The sequence below is a fragment of the Streptomyces sp. NPDC093089 genome, assembly GCF_044754405.1.
In the GTDB taxonomy this organism is placed as follows: Bacteria; Actinomycetota; Actinomycetes; order Streptomycetales; family Streptomycetaceae; genus Streptomyces.
Genome location: NZ_JBIVPA010000005.1, coordinates 103815 through 121885, shown reverse-complemented (window position 1 = coordinate 121885; position 18071 = coordinate 103815). Strand labels below are relative to the sequence as shown.

17 protein-coding genes are annotated in these 18071 nt (G+C 73.2%); 8 read left to right on the top strand and 9 right to left on the bottom strand.

The annotated features are described in order from the left end of the window. Positions 1 to 30: 30 nt before the first annotated feature. The 5 genes from ACIQFX_RS13270 to ACIQFX_RS13250 all read right to left on the bottom strand — a co-directional run bounded on the left by ACIQFX_RS13270 (position 31) and on the right by ACIQFX_RS13250 (position 6703). Positions 31 to 3216: an efflux RND transporter permease subunit gene (locus ACIQFX_RS13270; RefSeq protein ID WP_402461879.1), complete on the bottom strand. Its 3186-nt coding sequence runs from the start codon at positions 3214 to 3216 to the stop codon at positions 31 to 33. Between the two features lie 177 nt (positions 3217 to 3393). Then, entirely contained in the window at positions 3394 to 4083 is a 690-nt protein-coding gene (locus ACIQFX_RS13265) for a response regulator (protein ID WP_402461876.1), read from the bottom strand. Next, positions 4080 to 5318, bottom strand: coding sequence for a sensor histidine kinase (locus ACIQFX_RS13260; RefSeq protein ID WP_402461873.1), 1239 nt, complete (start codon positions 5316 to 5318; stop codon positions 4080 to 4082). The genes ACIQFX_RS13265 and ACIQFX_RS13260 overlap by 4 nt, the downstream gene beginning before the upstream one ends. Positions 5319 to 5610: 292 nt before the next feature. Continuing rightward, positions 5611 to 5889, bottom strand: coding sequence for a hypothetical protein (locus ACIQFX_RS13255; RefSeq protein WP_402461870.1), 279 nt, complete (start codon positions 5887 to 5889; stop codon positions 5611 to 5613). A gap of 19 nt (positions 5890 to 5908) precedes the next feature. Further along, positions 5909 to 6703, bottom strand: a complete 795-nt coding sequence (locus ACIQFX_RS13250) for a PspA/IM30 family protein (protein ID WP_402461867.1) — start codon at positions 6701 to 6703, stop codon at positions 5909 to 5911. A 272-nt stretch (positions 6704 to 6975) separates the two neighbouring features. Here ACIQFX_RS13250 and ACIQFX_RS13245 point away from each other — a divergent pair, with 272 nt between their 5' ends. Together ACIQFX_RS13245 and ACIQFX_RS13240 are read left to right on the top strand one after the other, a co-directional pair. Next, complete coding sequence (locus tag ACIQFX_RS13245; protein ID WP_402461863.1) at positions 6976 to 7581, top strand: DUF3043 domain-containing protein; 606 nt, start codon at positions 6976 to 6978, stop codon at positions 7579 to 7581. Positions 7582 to 7730: 149 nt separating this feature from the next. Continuing rightward, positions 7731 to 8468: a class I SAM-dependent methyltransferase gene (locus tag ACIQFX_RS13240; protein ID WP_402462831.1), complete on the top strand. Its 738-nt coding sequence runs from the start codon at positions 7731 to 7733 to the stop codon at positions 8466 to 8468. 116 nt (positions 8469 to 8584) lie between these two features. Here ACIQFX_RS13240 and ACIQFX_RS13235 read toward each other — a convergent pair whose 3' ends face one another. After that, positions 8585 to 8791, bottom strand: coding sequence for a hypothetical protein (locus ACIQFX_RS13235; protein WP_402461860.1), 207 nt, complete (start codon positions 8789 to 8791; stop codon positions 8585 to 8587). Positions 8792 to 8882: 91 nt separating this feature from the next. Here ACIQFX_RS13235 and ACIQFX_RS13230 point away from each other — a divergent pair, with 91 nt between their 5' ends. From ACIQFX_RS13230 to ACIQFX_RS13215, 4 genes are all read left to right on the top strand, one after another. Beyond that, positions 8883 to 10085, top strand: coding sequence for a bifunctional adenosylcobinamide kinase/adenosylcobinamide-phosphate guanylyltransferase (locus tag ACIQFX_RS13230; protein ID WP_402461857.1), 1203 nt, complete (start codon positions 8883 to 8885; stop codon positions 10083 to 10085). 58 nt (positions 10086 to 10143) lie between these two features. Further along, positions 10144 to 11253: a nicotinate-nucleotide--dimethylbenzimidazole phosphoribosyltransferase gene (gene cobT / locus ACIQFX_RS13225; RefSeq protein ID WP_402461855.1), complete on the top strand. Its 1110-nt coding sequence runs from the start codon at positions 10144 to 10146 to the stop codon at positions 11251 to 11253. A gap of 102 nt (positions 11254 to 11355) precedes the next feature. Next, on the top strand, positions 11356 to 13119 hold the full coding sequence (locus ACIQFX_RS13220) for a phosphatidylglycerol lysyltransferase domain-containing protein (RefSeq protein WP_402461852.1): 1764 nt from the start codon (positions 11356 to 11358) through the stop codon (positions 13117 to 13119). After that, entirely contained in the window at positions 13116 to 13826 is a 711-nt protein-coding gene (locus tag ACIQFX_RS13215; protein ID WP_402461849.1) for a hypothetical protein, read from the top strand. The genes ACIQFX_RS13220 and ACIQFX_RS13215 overlap by 4 nt, the downstream gene beginning before the upstream one ends. On the opposite strand, the gene ACIQFX_RS13210 is transcribed toward ACIQFX_RS13215, so the two are convergent. Further along, entirely contained in the window at positions 13766 to 14530 is a 765-nt protein-coding gene (locus ACIQFX_RS13210; RefSeq protein WP_402461846.1) for a hypothetical protein, read from the bottom strand. The genes ACIQFX_RS13215 and ACIQFX_RS13210 overlap by 61 nt on opposite strands. Positions 14531 to 14555: 25 nt before the next feature. On the opposite strand from ACIQFX_RS13210, the gene ACIQFX_RS13205 reads away from it, so the two are divergent. Together ACIQFX_RS13205 and ACIQFX_RS13200 are read left to right on the top strand one after the other, a co-directional pair. Beyond that, entirely contained in the window at positions 14556 to 15362 is an 807-nt protein-coding gene (locus tag ACIQFX_RS13205; RefSeq protein WP_402461843.1) for an adenosylcobinamide-GDP ribazoletransferase, read from the top strand. Between the two features lie 56 nt (positions 15363 to 15418). Further along, positions 15419 to 16612: a hypothetical protein gene (locus ACIQFX_RS13200; RefSeq protein ID WP_402461841.1), complete on the top strand. Its 1194-nt coding sequence runs from the start codon at positions 15419 to 15421 to the stop codon at positions 16610 to 16612. 25 nt (positions 16613 to 16637) lie between these two features. Here the strand turns inward: ACIQFX_RS13200 and ACIQFX_RS13195 are convergent, their stop codons facing one another. Continuing rightward, positions 16638 to 17453: an endo alpha-1,4 polygalactosaminidase gene (locus tag ACIQFX_RS13195; RefSeq protein WP_402461838.1), complete on the bottom strand. Its 816-nt coding sequence runs from the start codon at positions 17451 to 17453 to the stop codon at positions 16638 to 16640. After that, positions 17450 to 18070, bottom strand: a complete 621-nt coding sequence (locus tag ACIQFX_RS13190; protein WP_402461836.1) for a spherulation-specific family 4 protein — start codon at positions 18068 to 18070, stop codon at positions 17450 to 17452. The genes ACIQFX_RS13195 and ACIQFX_RS13190 overlap by 4 nt, the downstream gene beginning before the upstream one ends. Position 18071 lies beyond the last annotated feature (1 nt).

Here is an 18071-nt window from a genome sequence, read left to right as displayed (position 1 = left end):
CGGGGCGCCCCTTCCGTCTGCCGTCCGGACTCAGTCCAGGAGATCCAGCAGGCCGGCATCCAACGGCGTGACGTCCGGCTGCTCCGGGATCTCCGTCGCGTCGCCCTTCTTGCCCTTCCTGCCCTTCGTCAGGGTGCTCTCGGCCCCCCTCTTCGCCGCCCTCTTCTGCGCGCGGCGCTCCTTGCGGAGCTCCACCATCGCGTAGAGCGTCGGGACGAGGAGCAGGGTCAGGAGCGTCGAGGTGATCAGGCCGCCGATCACCACGACGGCCAGCGGCTGGGCGATGAAGCCGCCCTCGCCGGTGATGCCGAGGGCCATCGGCAGCAGGGCGAAGATCGTCGCCAGGGCGGTCATCAGGATCGGGCGGAGCCGGTGCCGGCCGCCCTCGACCACCGCTTCGACGACGCCCAGACCCTGGGCCCGGTACTGGTTGATCAGGTCGATCAGGACGATCGCGTTGGTGACGACGATGCCGATGAGCATCAGCATGCCGATCATCGCCGGGACGCCCATGGCGGTGCCGGTGATCACCAGCAGGCCGATGGCGCCCGTCGCCGCGAACGGGATCGAGACCAGCAGGATCAGCGGCTGGATCAGCGACCGGAAGGTCGCCACCAGCAGCATGAAGACGATCGCGACGGCCGCGAGCATCGCCAGGAGGAGGTTGATCTGGGCCTCCTCCAGGTCCTCGGTGGCACCGCCGACGGTGGCGGTGGCACCCTTCGGCAGGTCGAGCTTCGCGACCTTCTGTGTGAGGGCGTTGCCCACCGCGCCGGTGTCGTCACCGGTCGGCTTGGCCGTGACCGTCGCGGAGCGGGCGCCGTCGATCCGGGTCATGGAGACCGGGCCGGGGACCAGTTCGACGGTGGCGATGTCGCCCAGCTTCAGCGGGCCGACGGGCAGGGCCTTCAGCTCGGCCAGGGTGGTGGCCGGCTTCGCCGAGGTGATGAGGACGTCGCGCTCGCTGTCGTCGAGGATCGCCTTGGCGGCCGGGGTGCCCCGGACGGCCTGGGCGACGATCGCGCCGAGCGAGGTGGTGTCGAGGCCGGCGTCGGCGGCCTTGTCGTTCGCCTTCACGGAGATGCGCGGGACGGACCGCGAGAGGTCGCTCTGGACGTCGGTGACGTCCGCCAGCTCGGCGACCGCGGCGCGGACCTGCTCGGAGGCCTGCTTCAGGACCTCCGGGTCGGCGGCCTTCACGACCACGCTCAGGTCCTGGTTGCCGAAGCCGTCGCCCGCGGCGATCGTGGTGTCGCCGATGCCGTCGAGCGCGCCGAGCGCCGTGTCGAGGGCGTTCCGGGTCTTCTCGTACGAGGCGGACTCCTCCAGGCTGACCTTGTAGGTGGCCTGGTGGGAGCCGGTGGCGCCGCCGAAGGCCGCCATGAAGCCGGAGGAGCCGACGGTGACCTGGTAGTCCTTGACGCCGTCGGTCTCCGCGAGGACCTTCTCGATCTTCTTCGCGGCCGCGTCGGTGGCGTCCAGGCCGGTGCCGGGCTCCAGCTCCTGCCGGATGTTGAGCACCTCCTGATCGCCGGGCTCGAAGAAGTTCGTCTTCAGGAGACCGCCCATGGCCACGGTGCCGGCCAGCACGGCGAGCGCGATGGCCACGCTGGTGAGCCGGCGCCGGGTCGCGAACCGCAGGACCGGCACGTACGCGCGCTGGAGACGGCTCTTCTCCTCCTTCTCCTCGGCCAGGCGGCGGGCCTGCTCCGGGTCCTCGGACGTGCCCTTGGGCGCGCGCAGGAACCAGTACGAGAGGACCGGGACCACGGTCAGGGAGACCAGCAGCGAGGCGAGCAGGGCCGCCGTCACCGTCAGCGAGAACGAGCCGAACATCTCGCCGACGATGCCGCCGACCAGGCCGATCGGCAGGAACACGGCGACGGTGGTGAGGGTCGAGGAGGTGACGGCGCCCGCCACCTCGCGGACCGCGGTGAGGATCGCGCTCCGGCGCTCCTCGCCGTATCCCAGGTGCCGCTTGATGTTCTCCAGGACCACGATCGAGTCGTCGACGACCCGGCCGATGGCGATGGTGAGCGCGCCGAGCGTCAGCATGTTGAGCGACAGGTCGCGGGCCCACAGCACGATGAGGGCGAGGACGACCGAGAGCGGGATGGAGACCGCGGTGACCAGGGTCGAGCGGATCGACGCGAGGAAGACCAGGATCACCAGGACGGCCATGACGAGGCCGAGCGCGCCCTCGGTGGTCAGGCCGGAGACGGCCTTGGCGACGGCCGGACCCTGGTCCGAGACGATGGTGAGCTCGGCGCCGGCGCCGAGGTCGCGGCGCAGCTCGGGGAGCTTCTCCTCGACCGCGTCGGAGATGGCGACGGCGCTGCCGTCCTTGTCCATGGTGGCCATGACGGCGAGGGTCGGCTTGCCGTTGGTGCGGGTGAGGGAGACGCGCGGCGACTCCTCCTGGCGCACGGTGGCGACGTCGCCGAGGCGGACCGCCTTGCCCTTGCCGGGGACGGCCGCCGGGATGCGCAGGTCCTCGATCTGGCGCAGCGAGGTGTAGCCGCCGCCGATCTGGATCGTGCGGGACTTGCCGGCCTCCGAGAAGGCGCCGGCCGGCATCGTGGCGCCGCCGGAGCGCAGGGCCTCGGCGAGCTTCATGGTGGTGAGTCCGGCGGCGGCGAGCTTCCGCTGGTCGGGGGTGACGGAGACCTGGAGGTCCTGGACGCCGCTGACGGCGACCTGGCCGACGCCGTCGATGCCCTCCAGGGCGGGCACGACGGTCCGCTCCAGCTGGTCGGCGAGGGCCTGCTGGTCCTTGTCGGACGCGGCGGCGAGGACGACGGTCGGCATGTCGTCCGTCGAGCCGGCGATCACCTGCGGGTCGACGGAGTCGGGCAGCTGGGCGCGGGCGCGGTTCACGGCCTGCTGGACGTCGGCGACGAGCTGCTTCGTCGACTCGTCGCCGTAGTCGAAGGAGGCCATGACGACGGCCATGCCCTCGGAGGCGGTGGAGGTGACCGACTTGAGTCCGTCGACGGACTTGAGGTTGTTCTCCAGCGGCTCGACGACCTGCTTCTCGACCACATCGGGAGAGGCGCCCTGGTACGGGGCGAGGACCGAGACCATGGGGAGCTCGATCGAGGGCAGCAGTTGCTGCTTCAGCTGCGGGATCGCGATCACCCCGAACAGGATCGCGACGATGGACATCAGCCCGATCAGGGCCCTTTGCGCGAGGCTGAATCTGGACAGCCAGGACATGGGGTCTCTCTTCTGTGGCGTACTCGTCGGCAGGCGGGAGCAGCGAAGACCCGGGCCTTGATCCGCCGGAGATGCCCCCGCCCATACGATCTGCCATCCGCGGCCGGAAGTCCTCGGCCCCCGGGTGCACTTCCTTATCCCGCGCATACCGCGTCTGGAGTACGCCGCCGTGATCCGTCAGTCCACCCGGGGACGTACCAGTCCCGATTCGTAGGCCGTGACCACCAGCTGGGCCCGGTCGCGGGCGCCCAGCTTCGCCATGGTCCGGTTGACGTGGGTCTTCACGGTGAGGGGGCTGACGTCGAGCCGCTCGGCGATCTCGTCGTTCGACAGCCCGCCCGCGACGAGGACGAGGACCTCGCGCTCGCGGGCGGTCAGGGCGGCGAGGCGTTCGGAGCGGGCCTTGCCGCCGCCGGTGTCGGCGCCGGACCCCGCGCCCTGGGCGAGGAAGGTGGCGATCAGGCCCTTCGTCGCGGCCGGGGAGAGCAGCGCCTCGCCGGCGTGCGCGATCCGGATCGCGCCGAGCAGCTCCTCGGGTTCGGCGCCCTTGCCGAGGAAGCCGGAGGCGCCGGCGCGCAGCGACTGCACGACGTACTCGTCGACCTCGAAGGTGGTCAGCATGACGATCCGTACGTCCGCGAGCTCGGGGTCGGCGGTGATCATGCGGGTGGCCGCCAGGCCGTCCGTGCCCGGCATGCGGATGTCCATCAGGACGACGTCGGGCCGCTCGGAGCGGGCGAGGGCGACGGCCTCGGCGCCGTCGGGCGCCTCGCCGACGACCTCCATGTCCGGCTCGGAGTTCACCAGGACCTTGAAGGCGCTGCGCAGCAGGGCCTGGTCGTCGGCGAGCAGTACCCGGATCGTCATGTGTCCTCCCCCGTGCGGGACGTCACCGGCAGTATCGCCTGGACGCGGAAGCCGCCGCCGTACCGGGGAGCGGCGGTCAGGGTGCCGCCGAGCGCGCCGACCCGCTCGCGCATGCCGAGGAGGCCGTGGCCGCCGGACCCCTCGGGCGCCCCGGTCTGCGGGACGCCGTTGTCGAGGACGGTGATCTCGACCGTACGGCCCACCCGGACGACGCTGACCTCGGCCTCGGCGTCCGGTCCCGCGTGCTTGCGGACGTTGGTCAGCGCCTCCTGCACGATCCGGTACGCGGCGAGGTCGACGGTCGCGGGCAGCGGCTTCTCGCCGTCGGCGCGTGCCAGGGCGACCGGGAGGCCCGCCTTGCGGAAGCTGTCGAGCAGCCCGTCGAGGACGGCGAGCCCCGGGGCGGGCTCGGTGGGCGCCTCGGGGTCGCCGGACTGGCGCAGCAGGCCGACGGTGGCGCGCAGCTCGTCGAGCGCGGAGCGGCTCGCCTCGCGGACGTACGAGAGGGCTTCCTTCGCCTGGTCCGGGCGCTTGTCCATGACGTGGGCGGCGACGCCGGCCTGCACGTTCACCAGGGCGATGTGGTGGGCGACGACGTCGTGGAGGTCGCGGGCGATCCGCAGCCGCTCCTCGGCGACCCGGCGGCCCGCCTCCTCCTCCCTCGTCCGCTCGGCCCGCTCGGCCCGTTCCCTGATCGCGTCGACGAACGCCCGGCGGCTGCGGACGGCGTCCCCGGCCGCGGCCGCCATGCCGGTCCAGGCGAACACCCCGAGGTTCTCCTGCGCGTACCAGTTCGTCGGCCCGAAGATCATGGCCGCGGTGGTGAGCAGCGCCATCGTGGCCAGGCCGACCCGCCACGTGGTGGGCCGGTCCGTGCGGGCGGCGACCGTGAAGAGCGCGACGACCACGCTCATCGCGATCGGCGCCGGCCGGCTCGCGCTGACCAGCTCGAAGAGGCTGATCGCCACGGTGAAGCAGAGCACGCCGAACGGCCTGCGGCGGCGCAGCACCAGCGCGGCCGCCCCGAGGACCATGACCAGCACGCTCCACACGTCCGGCGCGTGGTCGCCGAACGTCGGCCCGTCCGGACTGCCGTGCGGGTCGGTGAACGACGCCGCGATCATGGACACGAGCACGCCGAAGGCCAGCACCGCGTCGAAGGCCAGCGGATGGGCCCGGAACCCGTCGCGCACACGGACGTACGGGGTCCCGGTGGAAGGGCCGGTGGGGGTCACGGGTGACAACGGTACGGGGCGCCGGACCCCAGGGGTACGGGGCCGGGCCCGGAAACCGGACGGAGGACGTACCGGGGGCTCGGGGCGGCGCCGGCGCACAGGGGGCGGCAATGGTGCGGGCCGGGCGCGGAGGGGCTCCGGGGGCCGGAGACACGGCCAGGCCGGGTGTGGCGGCGTCAGGCCGGGTGTGGCAGCGACTTGCGGGCCGGGGTGGCAGCGGATGCGCGGGCCGGGGGCGGACGCGCCGCGGTCCCGGCGCCCGTGGGGGCGGCGGGACCGTCGGGTGAGGGGTTCAGCCCGGGATGAGGCCGTCGTCGGAGAGCATCGCGCGGACCTCGTCGAGGCTCGCGTCCGGAGCGGGGAGGATCAGCTCCGAGGGCTCCAGGGCATCGTCGGGGAGGGGCTCACCGAGCCGCCGGACGGCGTCGAGCAGGCCGCCGAGCGTGCGCAGGAAGCCTTCCTGGTCCCCCGACTCCATCTCCGCGAGCAGCTCGTCGTCGAGGCCGTTCAGCTCGGCGAGGTGGCTGTCGGCCAGCTTCCACTGGCCCTCCCCCATGATCCGTACGATCATGACGCGTCCTGTCTGTCGCCTACTTCTCGAAGCGCGGGTGGGACTGCTGGGTGCGGTCCTCCGGCGCGGCCGCGCCACCGCCCTCGATGGCCTGCTGCTGCGCCGACGGGCCGCCGGCCAGTTCGGCCTTCATCCGCTGGAGCTCGAGCTCGACGTCCGTACCGCCGGAGAGCCGGTCCAGCTCCGCCTGGATGTCGTCCTTCGCGAGCCCCGACTGGTCGTCCAGGGCGCCCGAGGCGAGCAGCTCGTCGATCGCGCCCGCGCGCGCCTGGAGCTGGGCGGTCTTGTCCTCGGCCCGCTGGATCGCGAGACCGACGTCGCTCATCTCCTCCGAGATGCCGGAGAAGGACTCGGCGATCCGGGTCTGCGCCTGGGCCGCCGTGTAGGTCGCCTTGATCGTCTCCTTCTTGGTGCGGAAGGCGTCGACCTTGGCCTGGAGGCGCTGGGCGGCGAGGGTGAGCTTCTCCTCCTCGCCCTGCAACGTCTGGTGCTGCACCTCAAGGTCGCTGACCTGCTGCTGGAGGGCGGCCCTGCGGGACAGCGCCTCGCGGGCCAGGTCCTCGCGGCCGAGCGCCAGCGCCTTGCGGCCCTGGTCCTCCAGCTTGGCGGACTGCCCCTGCAACTGGTTCAGCTGGAGTTCGAGCCGCTTGCGGGAGGTGGCGACGTCGGCGACGCCGCGCCGCACCTTCTGCAGCAGCTCCAGCTGCTTCTGGTAGGAGTAATCGAGCGTCTCGCGCGGATCCTCGGCCCGGTCAAGGGCCTTGTTCGCCTTCGCGCGGAAGATCATCCCCATACGCTTCATGACACCGCTCATGGGCTTCGCGCGCCCCCTTCTGACGGACTTCGGCTCCAGCTCTCCAACAGGATCCACAGTACGGGCCCTGTCTCCATTACCGCACTGTTCGGAGCCTGATGCGCTCCTCCCCAAGGACGACTACGAACGGCGTTTCCTCCGGCCCAGGGTGTAGAGGGATCTAGGGGAAACCACGCCCTTCCTTCGTGCGTACGACCAGAGACGCAGTCCGTTAGCGGATCGTTCCCGCCCCGCATGGGGTTCATGCCCACCACCCCGTACCCTTGGGTTTTGTGTTCCGTAGCCGTTCGAAGGACGAGAAGGCCCCCACCGACAAGGTGACGGCGGACCTCTCCACCAAGCAGCCCCGCGACCCCGAGGCCCCCAAGGGCCGCCCGACCCCGAAGCGGAGTGAAGCGCAGACCCAGCGTCGGCGTGCCGCGACGGTGCCGACCGACCGCAAGGAGGCCGCCAAGCGCCAGCGCGAGGCACGCCGCTCCGACCTGGCCCGGCAGCGCGAGGCGCTGGCGAGCGGCGACGAGCGTTACCTGCCGGCCCGCGACAAGGGTCCGGTCCGCCGTTTCGTGCGCGACTTCGTCGACTCGCGGTTCGCGATCGCCGAGTTCTTCCTGCCGATGGCCGTCGTGATCCTCGTGCTGTCGCTGTTCGGCAACGCCAACCGGGCGCTGCAGAACATCTCCCTGCTGCTCTGGCTCGGTGTGATCATCCTGATCGTCATCGACTCGATCGGCATCTGGCTCCGGCTGCGCAAGCAGCTGAACGAGCGCTTCCCGAACGAGCCGAAGCGCGGCGCGGTCGCCTACGGTCTGATGCGTACGCTCCAGATGCGCCGACTGCGACTGCCGAAGCCGCAGGTCAAGCGCGGAGAGCGGCCCTGAGCGCCGACAGCTCGGAGCGCGGCGAACCCACTCTCGGCGAACCCACGCCCGGCGAGGGCGCCTTCGGTGAGGGCGCCTTCGGCGCGGCCACCTCGGAGGCGGGCGGTCCCGTACTGCCCGCCGTCGCGCAGCCGACCGGTCCCGGTGGCCTGCGCGACACCATCCGCCAGGAGATCGTCGCCCGCCAGCTCGACGAGCAGATATCCGGCCGCTACCCCGTGGGGCAGCGGCTGCGCATCCTCGACGCCGGCATGGGGCAGGGCGCGCAGACGCTGCGCCTCGCCCGCGCCGGGCACACCGTGACCGGCCTGGAGGCCGACCCGGAGCTCCTCAAGGCGGCGCGCGAGTCGCTGGCGACGGAGCCCGCCGGAATCCGCGAGCGGGTCCGGATGATCGAGGGCGACGGACGCGAGACCGGCGTCCACTTCCTGCCCGGCAGTTTCGACGTGGTCCTCTGCCACGGCGTGCTCATGTACGCGGACGAGCCGGACGCGCTGCTCGCGGGCCTGGCCCGGATGCTGGCGCCCGGCGGTCTGCTCTCCCTGGTGGTGCGGAACGCGGAGGCCCTCGCCATGCGGCCGGGTCTCGCCGGGGACTGGTCGGGGGCGCTCACGGCCTTCGACTCCGACGTCTACACCGACGACCACGGCGTGAAGGTGCGGGCCGACCGCCTCGACGCGCTGACGGCGACGCTCGCGGGCATCGCGGCGCCGCTGCACGCCTGGTACGGGGTGCGGGTCTTCACGGACGGCGTCCCCGCCGGCGCGGGCCTGCCGGCCGCCGAGGAGCTGGACCGACTGCTCGCCGCCGAGGACCGGGCGGGACGCGTGGAACCGTACCGGCGGATCGCGGCCCTGCTGCACCTCTGCGGAGTACGGCGGGCCTGAGGGCCCGCACTTCCTCGGCGCACCGCGTGCGTGTGCCCGTGCGCGTCGACACACCGTCCTGCGGCGCGGCCGGAAGGGAGCGGGGAGAACCGCGCCCCCTTCCGGGCGCCGGGGTGTCAGCCCTCGGCGTCGAGGGGCATGGGGCCGTAGATCTTGGTGCCGTCCTCGGAGAGGGTGACCTGGTCGGCGCCGCCGCCGAGGAGGTCACGCCAGTGCTCGCCGATCCAGCTCTCGGCGTCGCCCTGGGTGGTGAACTCCTCGGGGGTCACCACCGGGTCGACCTGCGTGCCGTCGGACTTCTCGAACCGCCACGTCCATGCCATGTCCGCCTCCTGGCGCTCACCGGATGATCGGTTTCCTGCCCGCAGCGTAGCCGGGCGCGCACGCCTCGCGGCGGCGCGGGAGGATCTGAGGGTGGAACTGACTCTGCTCGGCACCGGAGCCCCGCTCGGACTGCCCCGCCCCGCATGCCCCTGCGCCGTGTGCGCGCTCTCCCGCGGAACCCGGGCGCGGGCCGCGACGGCGCTGCTCATCGACGGGGCGCTGCTGCTCGACCTGACCCCGGGGGCCGCGCTGGCGGCGGCCCGTTCGGGGCATTCACTCGTGGGTGTGCGGCAGGTGCTGCTCACGCATCCGCACGACGGTCCCGCGGTGGAGGTGCCGGCGGGGCTGCCGACGGCGGGCCGGGTGCCGGACGGCCGGGAGTTGACGCTGATCAGCGGGCACGCGGTGCGGGCGGTGCCGATGGACTCCCCCGGGACGGGGTACGAGGTGACGTCGGCGGACGGCGAGCGGCTGCTGTACCTGCCGCCGGGCGGGGCACCGGCGGGGCTGTCGGATGACCACCGGGTGCCGTACGACATGGTGATCGGCGATGTGACGGGCCGCCCGGACGGGCTGGCACGGCTGCGGGCGACCGGGGCGGTCGGGCCGGCCACCGAGGTGATCGCGGTGCACCTGGACCACGACGCGCCGACGGGGGCCGAGCTGGACCGGCGGCTGGCGGCGGCGGGCGCGCGGACGGTGCCGGACGGGACGACGCTGTACGTCGGCGAGTACCACGAGGTGCCGGACGTGCCGCGGCGGACGCTGGTGACCGGCGGGGCCAGGTCGGGGAAGTCGGTGGAGGCAGAGCGGCGCCTGGAGGCCTTCCCCGAGGTGCTGTACGTGGCGACGGGCGGGTCCCGGGAGGGCGACGCGGAGTGGGCGCAGCGGGTGGGCCTGCACCGGGAGCGGCGGCCGGGTTCCTGGCGTACCGCCGAGACCTGCGAGCTCGTACCGCTGCTCGCCGGGGACGGGCCCGCGCTGCTGATCGACTGCCTGTCGCTGTGGCTGACGGACGCCATGGACCGGGTGGGTGCCTGGGACGACGAGAAGTGGGCGGACGGCGGGCAGGCCGCGCTGCGGGAGCGTACGGCGGAGCTGGTGGCGGCGGTGCGGGCGACGGGCCGCACGGTCGTGGCGGTGACGAACGAGGTGGGTGCGGGCGTGGTGCCGGGCACCGCGGCGGGGCGCCGGTTCCGGGACGAACTGGGCCGACTGAACGCGGCCTTCGCCGACGAGTGCGAACAGGTCGTCCTGGTGGTCGCAGGACAGCCGCTGGTGCTGCGCGGGTAGGGTGCGATCACCGATGGCCACCGGACAGGCCCTGGCTGATTGTCACAAGGCGGAACCCGTGAACCTGGACGACTTCTCCGATCTGATCGAACGCCCCGACGGCGGGATCCGGCGTGACGCCGAGGAGCGCCGGGAGCGGCTGGTCGTGCCGCCCGGAGCGCTGGGGCGCCTGGACGAGCTGGGCGAGTGGCTGGCGGCCGCGCAGGCGACCGTCAAGGTGCGGGCGATCGAGCAGCCGAGGGTGGTGCTGTTCGCCGGTGACCACGGGGTGGCCTCGCTCGACGTGTCCGGCCGTGCGGCGGGCACCGCGCACGAGCTGGTGCGGGCGGTCCTGGACGGGGCGAGCCCGGTCGCCGTGCTCGCCCGGTCGATGAACGTGCCGGTGCGGGTCGTGGACGCCGGTCTGGACTGCGAGCCGGAGCTGCTGCCCGCCGACGTGGTGCGGCACCGGGTGCGGCGCGGCAGCGGCCGGATCGACGTGGAGAACGCGCTGACGGTCGAGGAGACGGAGGCGGCGGTCCGGCTCGGCATCGCGATCGCCGACGAGGAGGCGGACTCGGGCACCGATCTGGTGGTGCTCGGCGACCTGAGCGTCGGCGGGTCGACGCCGGCGTCGACGCTGATCGCGGCGCTGTGCGGGACGGACGCGTCGGTGGTGACCGGCCGGGGCGGCGCCGGGATCGACGACCTGGCCTGGATGCGCAAGTGCGCGGCGATCCGGGACGCGCTGCGGCGGGCCCGGCCGGTGCTCGGCGATCAGCTGGAGCTGCTCGCGGCGGTCGGCGGGGCCGACCTGGCGGCGATGACCGGTTTCCTGCTGCAGGCGTCGGTGCGGCGGATGCCGGTGATCCTGGACGGTGTGGTGGGTGCGGCCTGCGCGCTGGTGGCGCAGCGGGCGGCGTTCCGGGCGCCGGACTGGTGGCTGGCGGGCCAGGTGAGCGGGGAGCCGGCGCAGTCGAAGGCGCTGGACCGGATGGCGCTCAACCCGCTGCTCGACCTCGGCGTCCATGTGGGTGAGGGAACCGGGGCGTTGCTCGCGCTTCCCCTCGTCCAGGCCGCGGCGGCGCTCGCCGCGGAGCTGCCCGAGCGTCCGGATCCGGCCATGTCGGCCGCCCCGGACTCCTCGGACGCCTCGGCCGCCTCGGCCGCGCCGGACGGGGAGCACTGAGGGAGGACGGACCGAAGGGCTCCGGAGGCGGTCGGCGCGCCACGCGCGCGGCCGCCTCCGGCGTCTCGGCACGGCAAGCAGCGCCCCATATGATCGCTTTTCATGGGAGAGGTCCGTTTGTCCGCCGAAGCAGCGCCCCGGGGCACCACCGTCCGATCGCGGCGCAGCGCCGCGTTCGCCGTCTGGTACCTGCGCGTCGTCACGTTCATCAACTTCCTGAGCGCCGTCTGGGTCTCCTTCGGACAGGACCTGCGCCGGCACAACGAGGACAACTACTTCACGCCGTACATGCTCACGGCGGGCTTCGCCTCCGGGGTCTTCACCCTCTTCCTGGCCATCACCATGCGGCGCCGCAAACGGGCCGCCTGGATCCTCAACATGGTGCTCGGCGGCCTCTTCCTGCTGCTCTTCGCGCTCGTGATGGTCTTCCCCGAGATCCGGCAGCACGCCCAGAACTGGATCTCGCTCGGCCTGACCGCCGCCTTCGTCGTGGCGCTGCTGCTCGGCCGCAAGGAGTTCTACGCGAAGGGCGACCGCTCCAACCCGCTGCTCGCCGCCGCCGTCGCCGTCGGCGGACTGCTCGTCACCTCGCTGCTCGCCGCCGTCCTGGTCACCGTCACCAACACGTCCACGGTCCCCTCCACCTTCCTGGAGCGCTGGCGGTACGGCGTGATGCGGCTGATCACCCTGGCCGCCGACGACTCGCGCCTGCCCGGGATCTCCACCCCCGGCTGGGTCGACGTCACCATCAACGTGCTGTCCACGCTGCTCCTGTTCGCCGTGCTCTTCGCGGCCTTCCGGTCCCGGCGGGCCACCGACCCGCTGACCGAGGAGGACGAGGAGCGGCTGCGGATCCTCCTCGACAAGCACGGCGACCGGGACTCGCTCGGCTACTTCTCGCTGCGCCGCGAGAAGAGCGTCGTGTGGTCGCCGAGCGAGAAGGCGGCCGTCACCTACCGGGTGGTGGGCGGGGTGTCCCTCGCCTCCGGCGACCCGATCGGCGACCCCGAGGCCTGGCCCGGCGCCATCGAACCGTGGCTGGCCGAGGCCCGCGAGCACGGCTGGATCCCTGCGGTGATGGGCGCGAGCGAGGAGGCCGGGGTCATCTACGCCCGGCACGGCCTCGACGCCCTGGAGCTCGGCGACGAGGCGATCGTGGAGACCGACGAGTTCACCCTGGACGGCCGGGCCATGCGGACGGTCCGGCAGGCGTACAACCGGGTCAAGCGGGCCGGTTACGAGGTCCGGATCCGGCGCCACGAGGACATTCCGGCCGACGAGACGGCCGAGCTGCTGCGCAGGGCCGACGACTGGCGGGACGGAGCCACCGAGCGGGGCTTCTCGATGGCCCTCGGCCGGCTCGGCGACCCCAGCGACGGCCGCTGCGTGATGCTGGAGTGCACCGACGAGCAGGGCGAGCTGCGGGCCGTGCTGTCCTTCGTGCCGTGGGGCCCGAAGGGCCTCTCGCTCGACCTGATGCGCCGTGACCGGGAGTCCGAGAACGGACTGATGGAGTTCATGGTCATCGAACTCCTCCAGCGCGCGAAGGAGATCGGGATCACTCAGGTCTCGCTGAACTTCGCGATGTTCCGCTCCGTCTTCGAACGTGGCTCGAAGCTCGGGGCGGGACCCGTGCTGCGCATGTGGCGTTCGCTGCTCAGCTTCTTCTCCCGCTGGTGGCAGATCGAGTCGCTGTACCGCGCCAACGCCAAGTACCGACCCATCTGGGAGCCCCGATTCATGCTCTTCGAGAAGAGTGCCGACCTGCTGCGCATCGGCCTCGCCGCCGGCCGGGCCGAGGGCTTCCTGGAAGCCCCCGTCCTGCCGAAGTGGATGCACCGCAGGCATCTGGAGAGCGGCCGTTGAGCGGGGGCTTCAAGGGATTCGCCCGCCGCGAGTGGGGGCCGCTGTTCACCACCGTGCGGACCGGGCTCGCCACCCGGCACTGGCGGGCGGTTCCGATGACGCTGGCCGCCGTCTGCCTCACCGCCCTGTTCCAGGTCGTGCAGAACCAGGACTGGGGCTACCAGCCGGTCCAGAACATCGGTTCCGTACGGGCCGAGGACCCCTTGTGGCTCTCGCTGCTGAGGACCCCGCTCTCGCTGTTCGTCCCCGCGCTCGACCTGCCCGTGTGGGGCGCCCTCGCCCAGGTGCTGCTGGTGTTCGGGATCGCCGAGATCTGCCTCGGGCGGTGGCGGACGCTCGCCGTCGCCTACCTGGCGACCCTGGGCGGCACCCTCTACGCGCGCGTGGGCATCGCCCTCGGCCCCGACAGCCCCCTCGGGCTGCCCGCCGGCGACGCGCAGGTCGTCGACACCGGCCCGTCGGCGGCCGTCGTGGGCCTCGCCGTCTACGCCTGCTGGCGGTACGGGGCCCGGTGGACGGGCGGTCTCGTCGTGGTGGCGATGGTGATCGAGGTGGTGATCAAGCCGAACCTGGCCGGCAAGGAGCACCTCGCGGCGATCTTCGCCGTCCTCGTCCTGATCGGCGTCCAGGCCTGGCGCGAGCGGCGTCAGGACGGGGGCGCGTCCCGCCCCGGCGCGCGCTCCTGGAAGCCGCCGATCACGTCCTGAACGCGGCGCCGCACCTTGTTCCAGCGCTTGTCGTGGTGGTAGGCGCGGATCGCGCAGCGGGCCCTGGCCCGGTGGCGGCGGCCGTAGAAGCGCCGGAACCACCAGGAGCCGGGGCGGGCGAGGCGGACGGCGCCGACGATCGCCACGAACGGGATCAGGGCGCCGAGCACGGCCATCCGGAACTTCCCCTTCAGCAGGGCGACGAGGACGAAGAGGAAGTTCACCGCCAGGGTGAGGAGGAACGTGCCCCGGTTCTGGCGCTCGTCCGCCGTCATGTCGTCGACGCCGAGCGGTGAGAAGCCGCTGAGCGTGAGCCCCACCAGCGCCGCGGTGAGGACGACCACCTCGACGCTCTTGCGGCCCTCGTCCGTCCAGTACACGTCGTCGAGGTGGAGGATCAGCGCGAACTCGTCGAGGACGAGCCCCGCGCCGACCCCGAAGACGACGGCGAAGACGCACGCGCCCACGCCGTGCCGATCGCTGGCCACCGCGCCGAATCCGCCGACGACGGTGAGGACGACGCCGGGCACGACGTGATGGATGTGGAGCCCTCCTGAGGAGACGTTCCGGAAAGGCCCCTTCCCCGCCCGGATGAGCCGGGTGACGGTGCGGGTGACCAGGAATGTCAGGACGAAGGAGGTCAGAGCGAGCAGCATCGGGAGCTTGCCCGGCTCGACGATGTTGCGGGAGAACCAGTGACCCATGCCACCCCGTTCCGATATGCGCGATATGCGCAATCTACCGTCCGGGGGCGGCGATTACCCTGCCCGGATGGACGGCCTGCGTTTCGCCTTCGGCACCCTCACGGTGTTCCCCGCCCGCATCACCCGCTGGGACCGGGACGCGGCGCGCGCCGGCATGCTCTGCGCCCCCGTGGCCGGACTGGTCGTGGGACTCTCCGCCGCCGCGCTCGGCGGGACGCTCCTGCTGCTCGGGGCCGGCCCGCTGCTCTCGGCCGTCGCCGCCACCGCCGTTCCCGCCGTGCTCACCCGCGGCCTCCACCTCGACGGCCTCGCCGACACGGCCGACGGCCTCGGCAGCGCCAAGCCGGCCGAGGACGCGCTGCGCATCATGAAGCAGTCGGACATCGGACCGTTCGGCGTCATCGCGCTCGTCCTCGTCCTCCTCGCCCAGGTCGCCGCACTGTTCCGGCTGTACGAGCAGAGCTGGGCGCACGGCACCGTCGCCATCACGCTCGCCGCCACCGTCGCCCGCCTCGCCCTCACCCACGCCTCCCGCCACGGCGTCCCGCCCGCCCGGCCCGAGGGCCTCGGCGCGATCGTCGCGCAGACCGTCCCGGTCCGCTCCTCGACCTTCTCCACCGCCGTCGTCCTGGTCGCCTGCGCGGCCGCGGGCCTCCTCTCCTCCCCGTACGACGCCGTCCGCAACGTCCTCGCCGCCGGCGCCGCCCTCGGCGCGGCCGCGCTCCTCCTCCGCCGCTGCGTCCGCCGGTTCGGCGGGGTCACGGGCGACGTCTTCGGCGCCGTCGAGGAGACCGCGGCGACGACGGCCCTGGTGGCGCTGACCCTCGGGTGATCGTTCCGTGACCCTCCGGGGGGCAACCCTCCGCTCCGCCGCCGGGTCTTGAAGGCGTGATCAGACACGCCGTCCGCGCCTCCGCCCTGCTCGCCGCCGCGGTCCTCTCCCTCACCGCCTGCGGCGGCGACGACACCGCGACCCCGGCCGCCCCGGCCCACCCGGTGTTCTCCGAGCCGGTCGCCCGGCAGGTCAACCTCGCCCTCCGGCACACCCAGAAGACCGGCGGCGCCGCCTTCCGGCAGACCCTCACCTTCGGCACGGGCAAGAGCACGGCCGTCCAGGACCTCGCCGGCCGACTGGACTTCGCGGGCTCACGCGGCGAGGCGACGAGCCGCTGGACCATCGACGGGGCCTTCCCCGTGGACGCCCGGGAGACGGTCCTGGGCGCCTTGCCCGGACGCGGCACCGGAACCACGGCCGGGCGCTACACCGTGGACACCCGGGCCATCCACTACCGCGCGGACTCCGCCGGATACTGGCTGCGGTACGCGGGCGACATCAGGCCTCTGTGGGGCGTCGACTCGATCAGCCACCTGCGGGGCACCGAGGGCGCGATCGGCGGCACGCTCCTGGAGGTGCTGGGCGGCGTACGGCCGGCCGCGCAGGTGCCCGGCGCCGACGGCGGCCGGTCGTACCGGGCGGACTTCCCGATCGGCGAGGCCCTCGACCTCTTCCCGCTGGACCTGCGCCAGGAGTTCGTGCCCACGCCCCTCTACGACACGGTCGCCGGCCCGCCGATCCCGGTGACCGTGGACGTCGACCGCGAGGGCCGGATCGTCCACGCCCGAGCCGACCTCTCTCCGCTGCTCTCCGACGACGAGGACAGCCTGCTCGCCGGGGTGACCACCCTCCGCGCCGACCTGACCCTGAGCGGCTTCGGCGCGCCGGATCCGGCCGTCGCCGCCGTCCCCGGCGGCCGGATCCTGGACGGCGCCGACGTCGTCACCCCCACCTACGAGATCGCGGCCGGGGCCTGCATGGACTTCAACACCGGCATGCGGCACAGCCGCCTGGTCACCCGCGTGCCCTGCACCGGCCCCCACGACGGGAAGGTCCTCGGGCAGCACGCGCTGCCGGGCACCTACCCGGGGTACGACGCCGCCCACGACCGGGCCGAGCGGGCCTGTGCGAAGGTCACCGGCCGCGGGGCCTCCTGGTACACCTGGTCGACCGAGCGGGAGTGGACCGACCGGGGCGCGGGCCACGCCACCTGCTGGGCCGTGGCCGCCCGGCCCGCGACGGTCTGAGGCGTCGCGCCGGAGGCCGCGGGACCTAGCAGGGCTTGCGCCAGGCGCCCAGGTCGTAGTGCTTCAGCATCGAGCTGAGGCCGAGTTTGCGGGCCTGGGGGCAGAACTGGGAGGTCGTCAGCTCGTACTCGACGTGGAAGACCGCCTTGCCCGCCGCGACGAACGGGGCGAGGCGGCCGCACTCGTCGTACTCGGCGCACTGCTCGTTGACGGCGAAGTCGAAGTCGGGGAGGAGCTGGGGGATCTGGTCGAGGTCGTTCTTGAGGCCGACGGAGAGGCCGCGGTCGTGGGCGAGGCGGGCGATGAGGCGGTTGTAGCGGAGCTGGTCGGCGGCGGTCAGGGGGAAGCCGGTGGTGTTGCGGTAGCCGTCCATGTTGTCGGGCTCGACGGCGTCGAACCCCTTGTCGCGGCACATGTCGAGGCGCGCGGCCATGAGGGGTTCGAGGAGGTCGGTGCGGCGGATGTCGAGCCAGCGCTCGCCGTCCCAGCCGTTGCCCTTGCCGAGGATCGACCGGGGGAACTTCGCCGCGTCCGGCCGGAAGTCCTCCCAGGCGCCGGTGGAGAGGTAGCAGACGACCTTGCGGCCTCGGGCGTGCAGGTCCTTGACGGTGGCCGCCGAGTGGTCGAAGCCGTCGATGTCGTACACGGGGACGTCGACCGTCGGGTCGAGGCGGCCGCTGAGCTGCCACTGCCAGGCGAGGCCGGGCTTCGGCCGCCAGCGGTCCGCGTCCGTCGCCTTCGGGTCGGGGCCTGGGCCGGGGCCCGTCGTGCAGGCGGTGGCGAGCAGCAGCAGCCCCGCGAGCAGGGGCAGCAGGCGCCGCGTCGGGCGGGCGGTTCTCATCGGGCGGGCTCCAGGAGGTGCGGAAGGGTGCCCCAGGGGTGGGCGCCGGCGCCGGGGACGGCGCAGTGCACCGGAGTGGCGGGGCGGACGCCGGACGGGGCCGCGTAGACGAGGTGGCAGTAGTGCGGGGCGACCGGGAGGTCGAGCGTGCGGTACGTGTCCCAGGGGCCCTCGAAGGTGACGAGGAGGTCGGCCTGGGCCTCGTAGCCGGGGTCGGGGTGGGCGCCGTGGTTGAAGACGAGCGTGGCGGCCCCGGCGGCCCGCGCCGCGACCGCGATCCGGTGGTAGTGGGCGAGCGCGCCGGGCGCGGTCGCGACCTGGTCGAGGAAGGCCCCGGCGGCGCCGTACCAGTCGCGGTGGCGGAGCAGTTCGGCGACGACCTCGGCGTGCGGGCGGCGGCCGTAGGCGGTGTCCACGTAGCCGAGGACGCGCACGCCGGCGGCCCGCAGGCGCCCGGCCGCGTCGGCGAACGCCGGGTCGGGCGCCTCACCGGCGCCGCTCGCCGGGTTGAGGACGACGCCGTACAGCGAGGGCGCCGCGTCGACGAGGGCCGCCCAGGCCTCGGGGCGCTCGGCCGGGTGCTCGTAGTACGGCACCAGGAGCGAAGGGGTCGTCACG

Coding starts and splice junctions, on each gene's coding strand:
- ACIQFX_RS13270 (WP_402461879.1), bottom strand. CDS start 3,216: ATGTCCTGGCTGTCCAGATTCAGCCTCGCGCAAAGGGCCCTGATCGGG.
- ACIQFX_RS13265 (WP_402461876.1), bottom strand. CDS start 4,083: ATGACGATCCGGGTACTGCTCGCCGACGACCAGGCCCTGCTGCGCAGC.
- ACIQFX_RS13255 (WP_402461870.1), bottom strand. CDS start 5,889: ATGATCGTACGGATCATGGGGGAGGGCCAGTGGAAGCTGGCCGACAGC.
- ACIQFX_RS13250 (WP_402461867.1), bottom strand. CDS start 6,703: ATGAGCGGTGTCATGAAGCGTATGGGGATGATCTTCCGCGCGAAGGCG.
- ACIQFX_RS13235 (WP_402461860.1), bottom strand. CDS start 8,791: ATGGCATGGACGTGGCGGTTCGAGAAGTCCGACGGCACGCAGGTCGAC.
- ACIQFX_RS13220 (WP_402461852.1), top strand. CDS start 11,356: ATGGGAGAGGTCCGTTTGTCCGCCGAAGCAGCGCCCCGGGGCACCACC.
- ACIQFX_RS13210 (WP_402461846.1), bottom strand. CDS start 14,530: ATGGGTCACTGGTTCTCCCGCAACATCGTCGAGCCGGGCAAGCTCCCG.
- ACIQFX_RS13205 (WP_402461843.1), top strand. CDS start 14,556: ATGCGCAATCTACCGTCCGGGGGCGGCGATTACCCTGCCCGGATGGAC.
- ACIQFX_RS13195 (WP_402461838.1), bottom strand. CDS start 17,453: ATGAGAACCGCCCGCCCGACGCGGCGCCTGCTGCCCCTGCTCGCGGGG.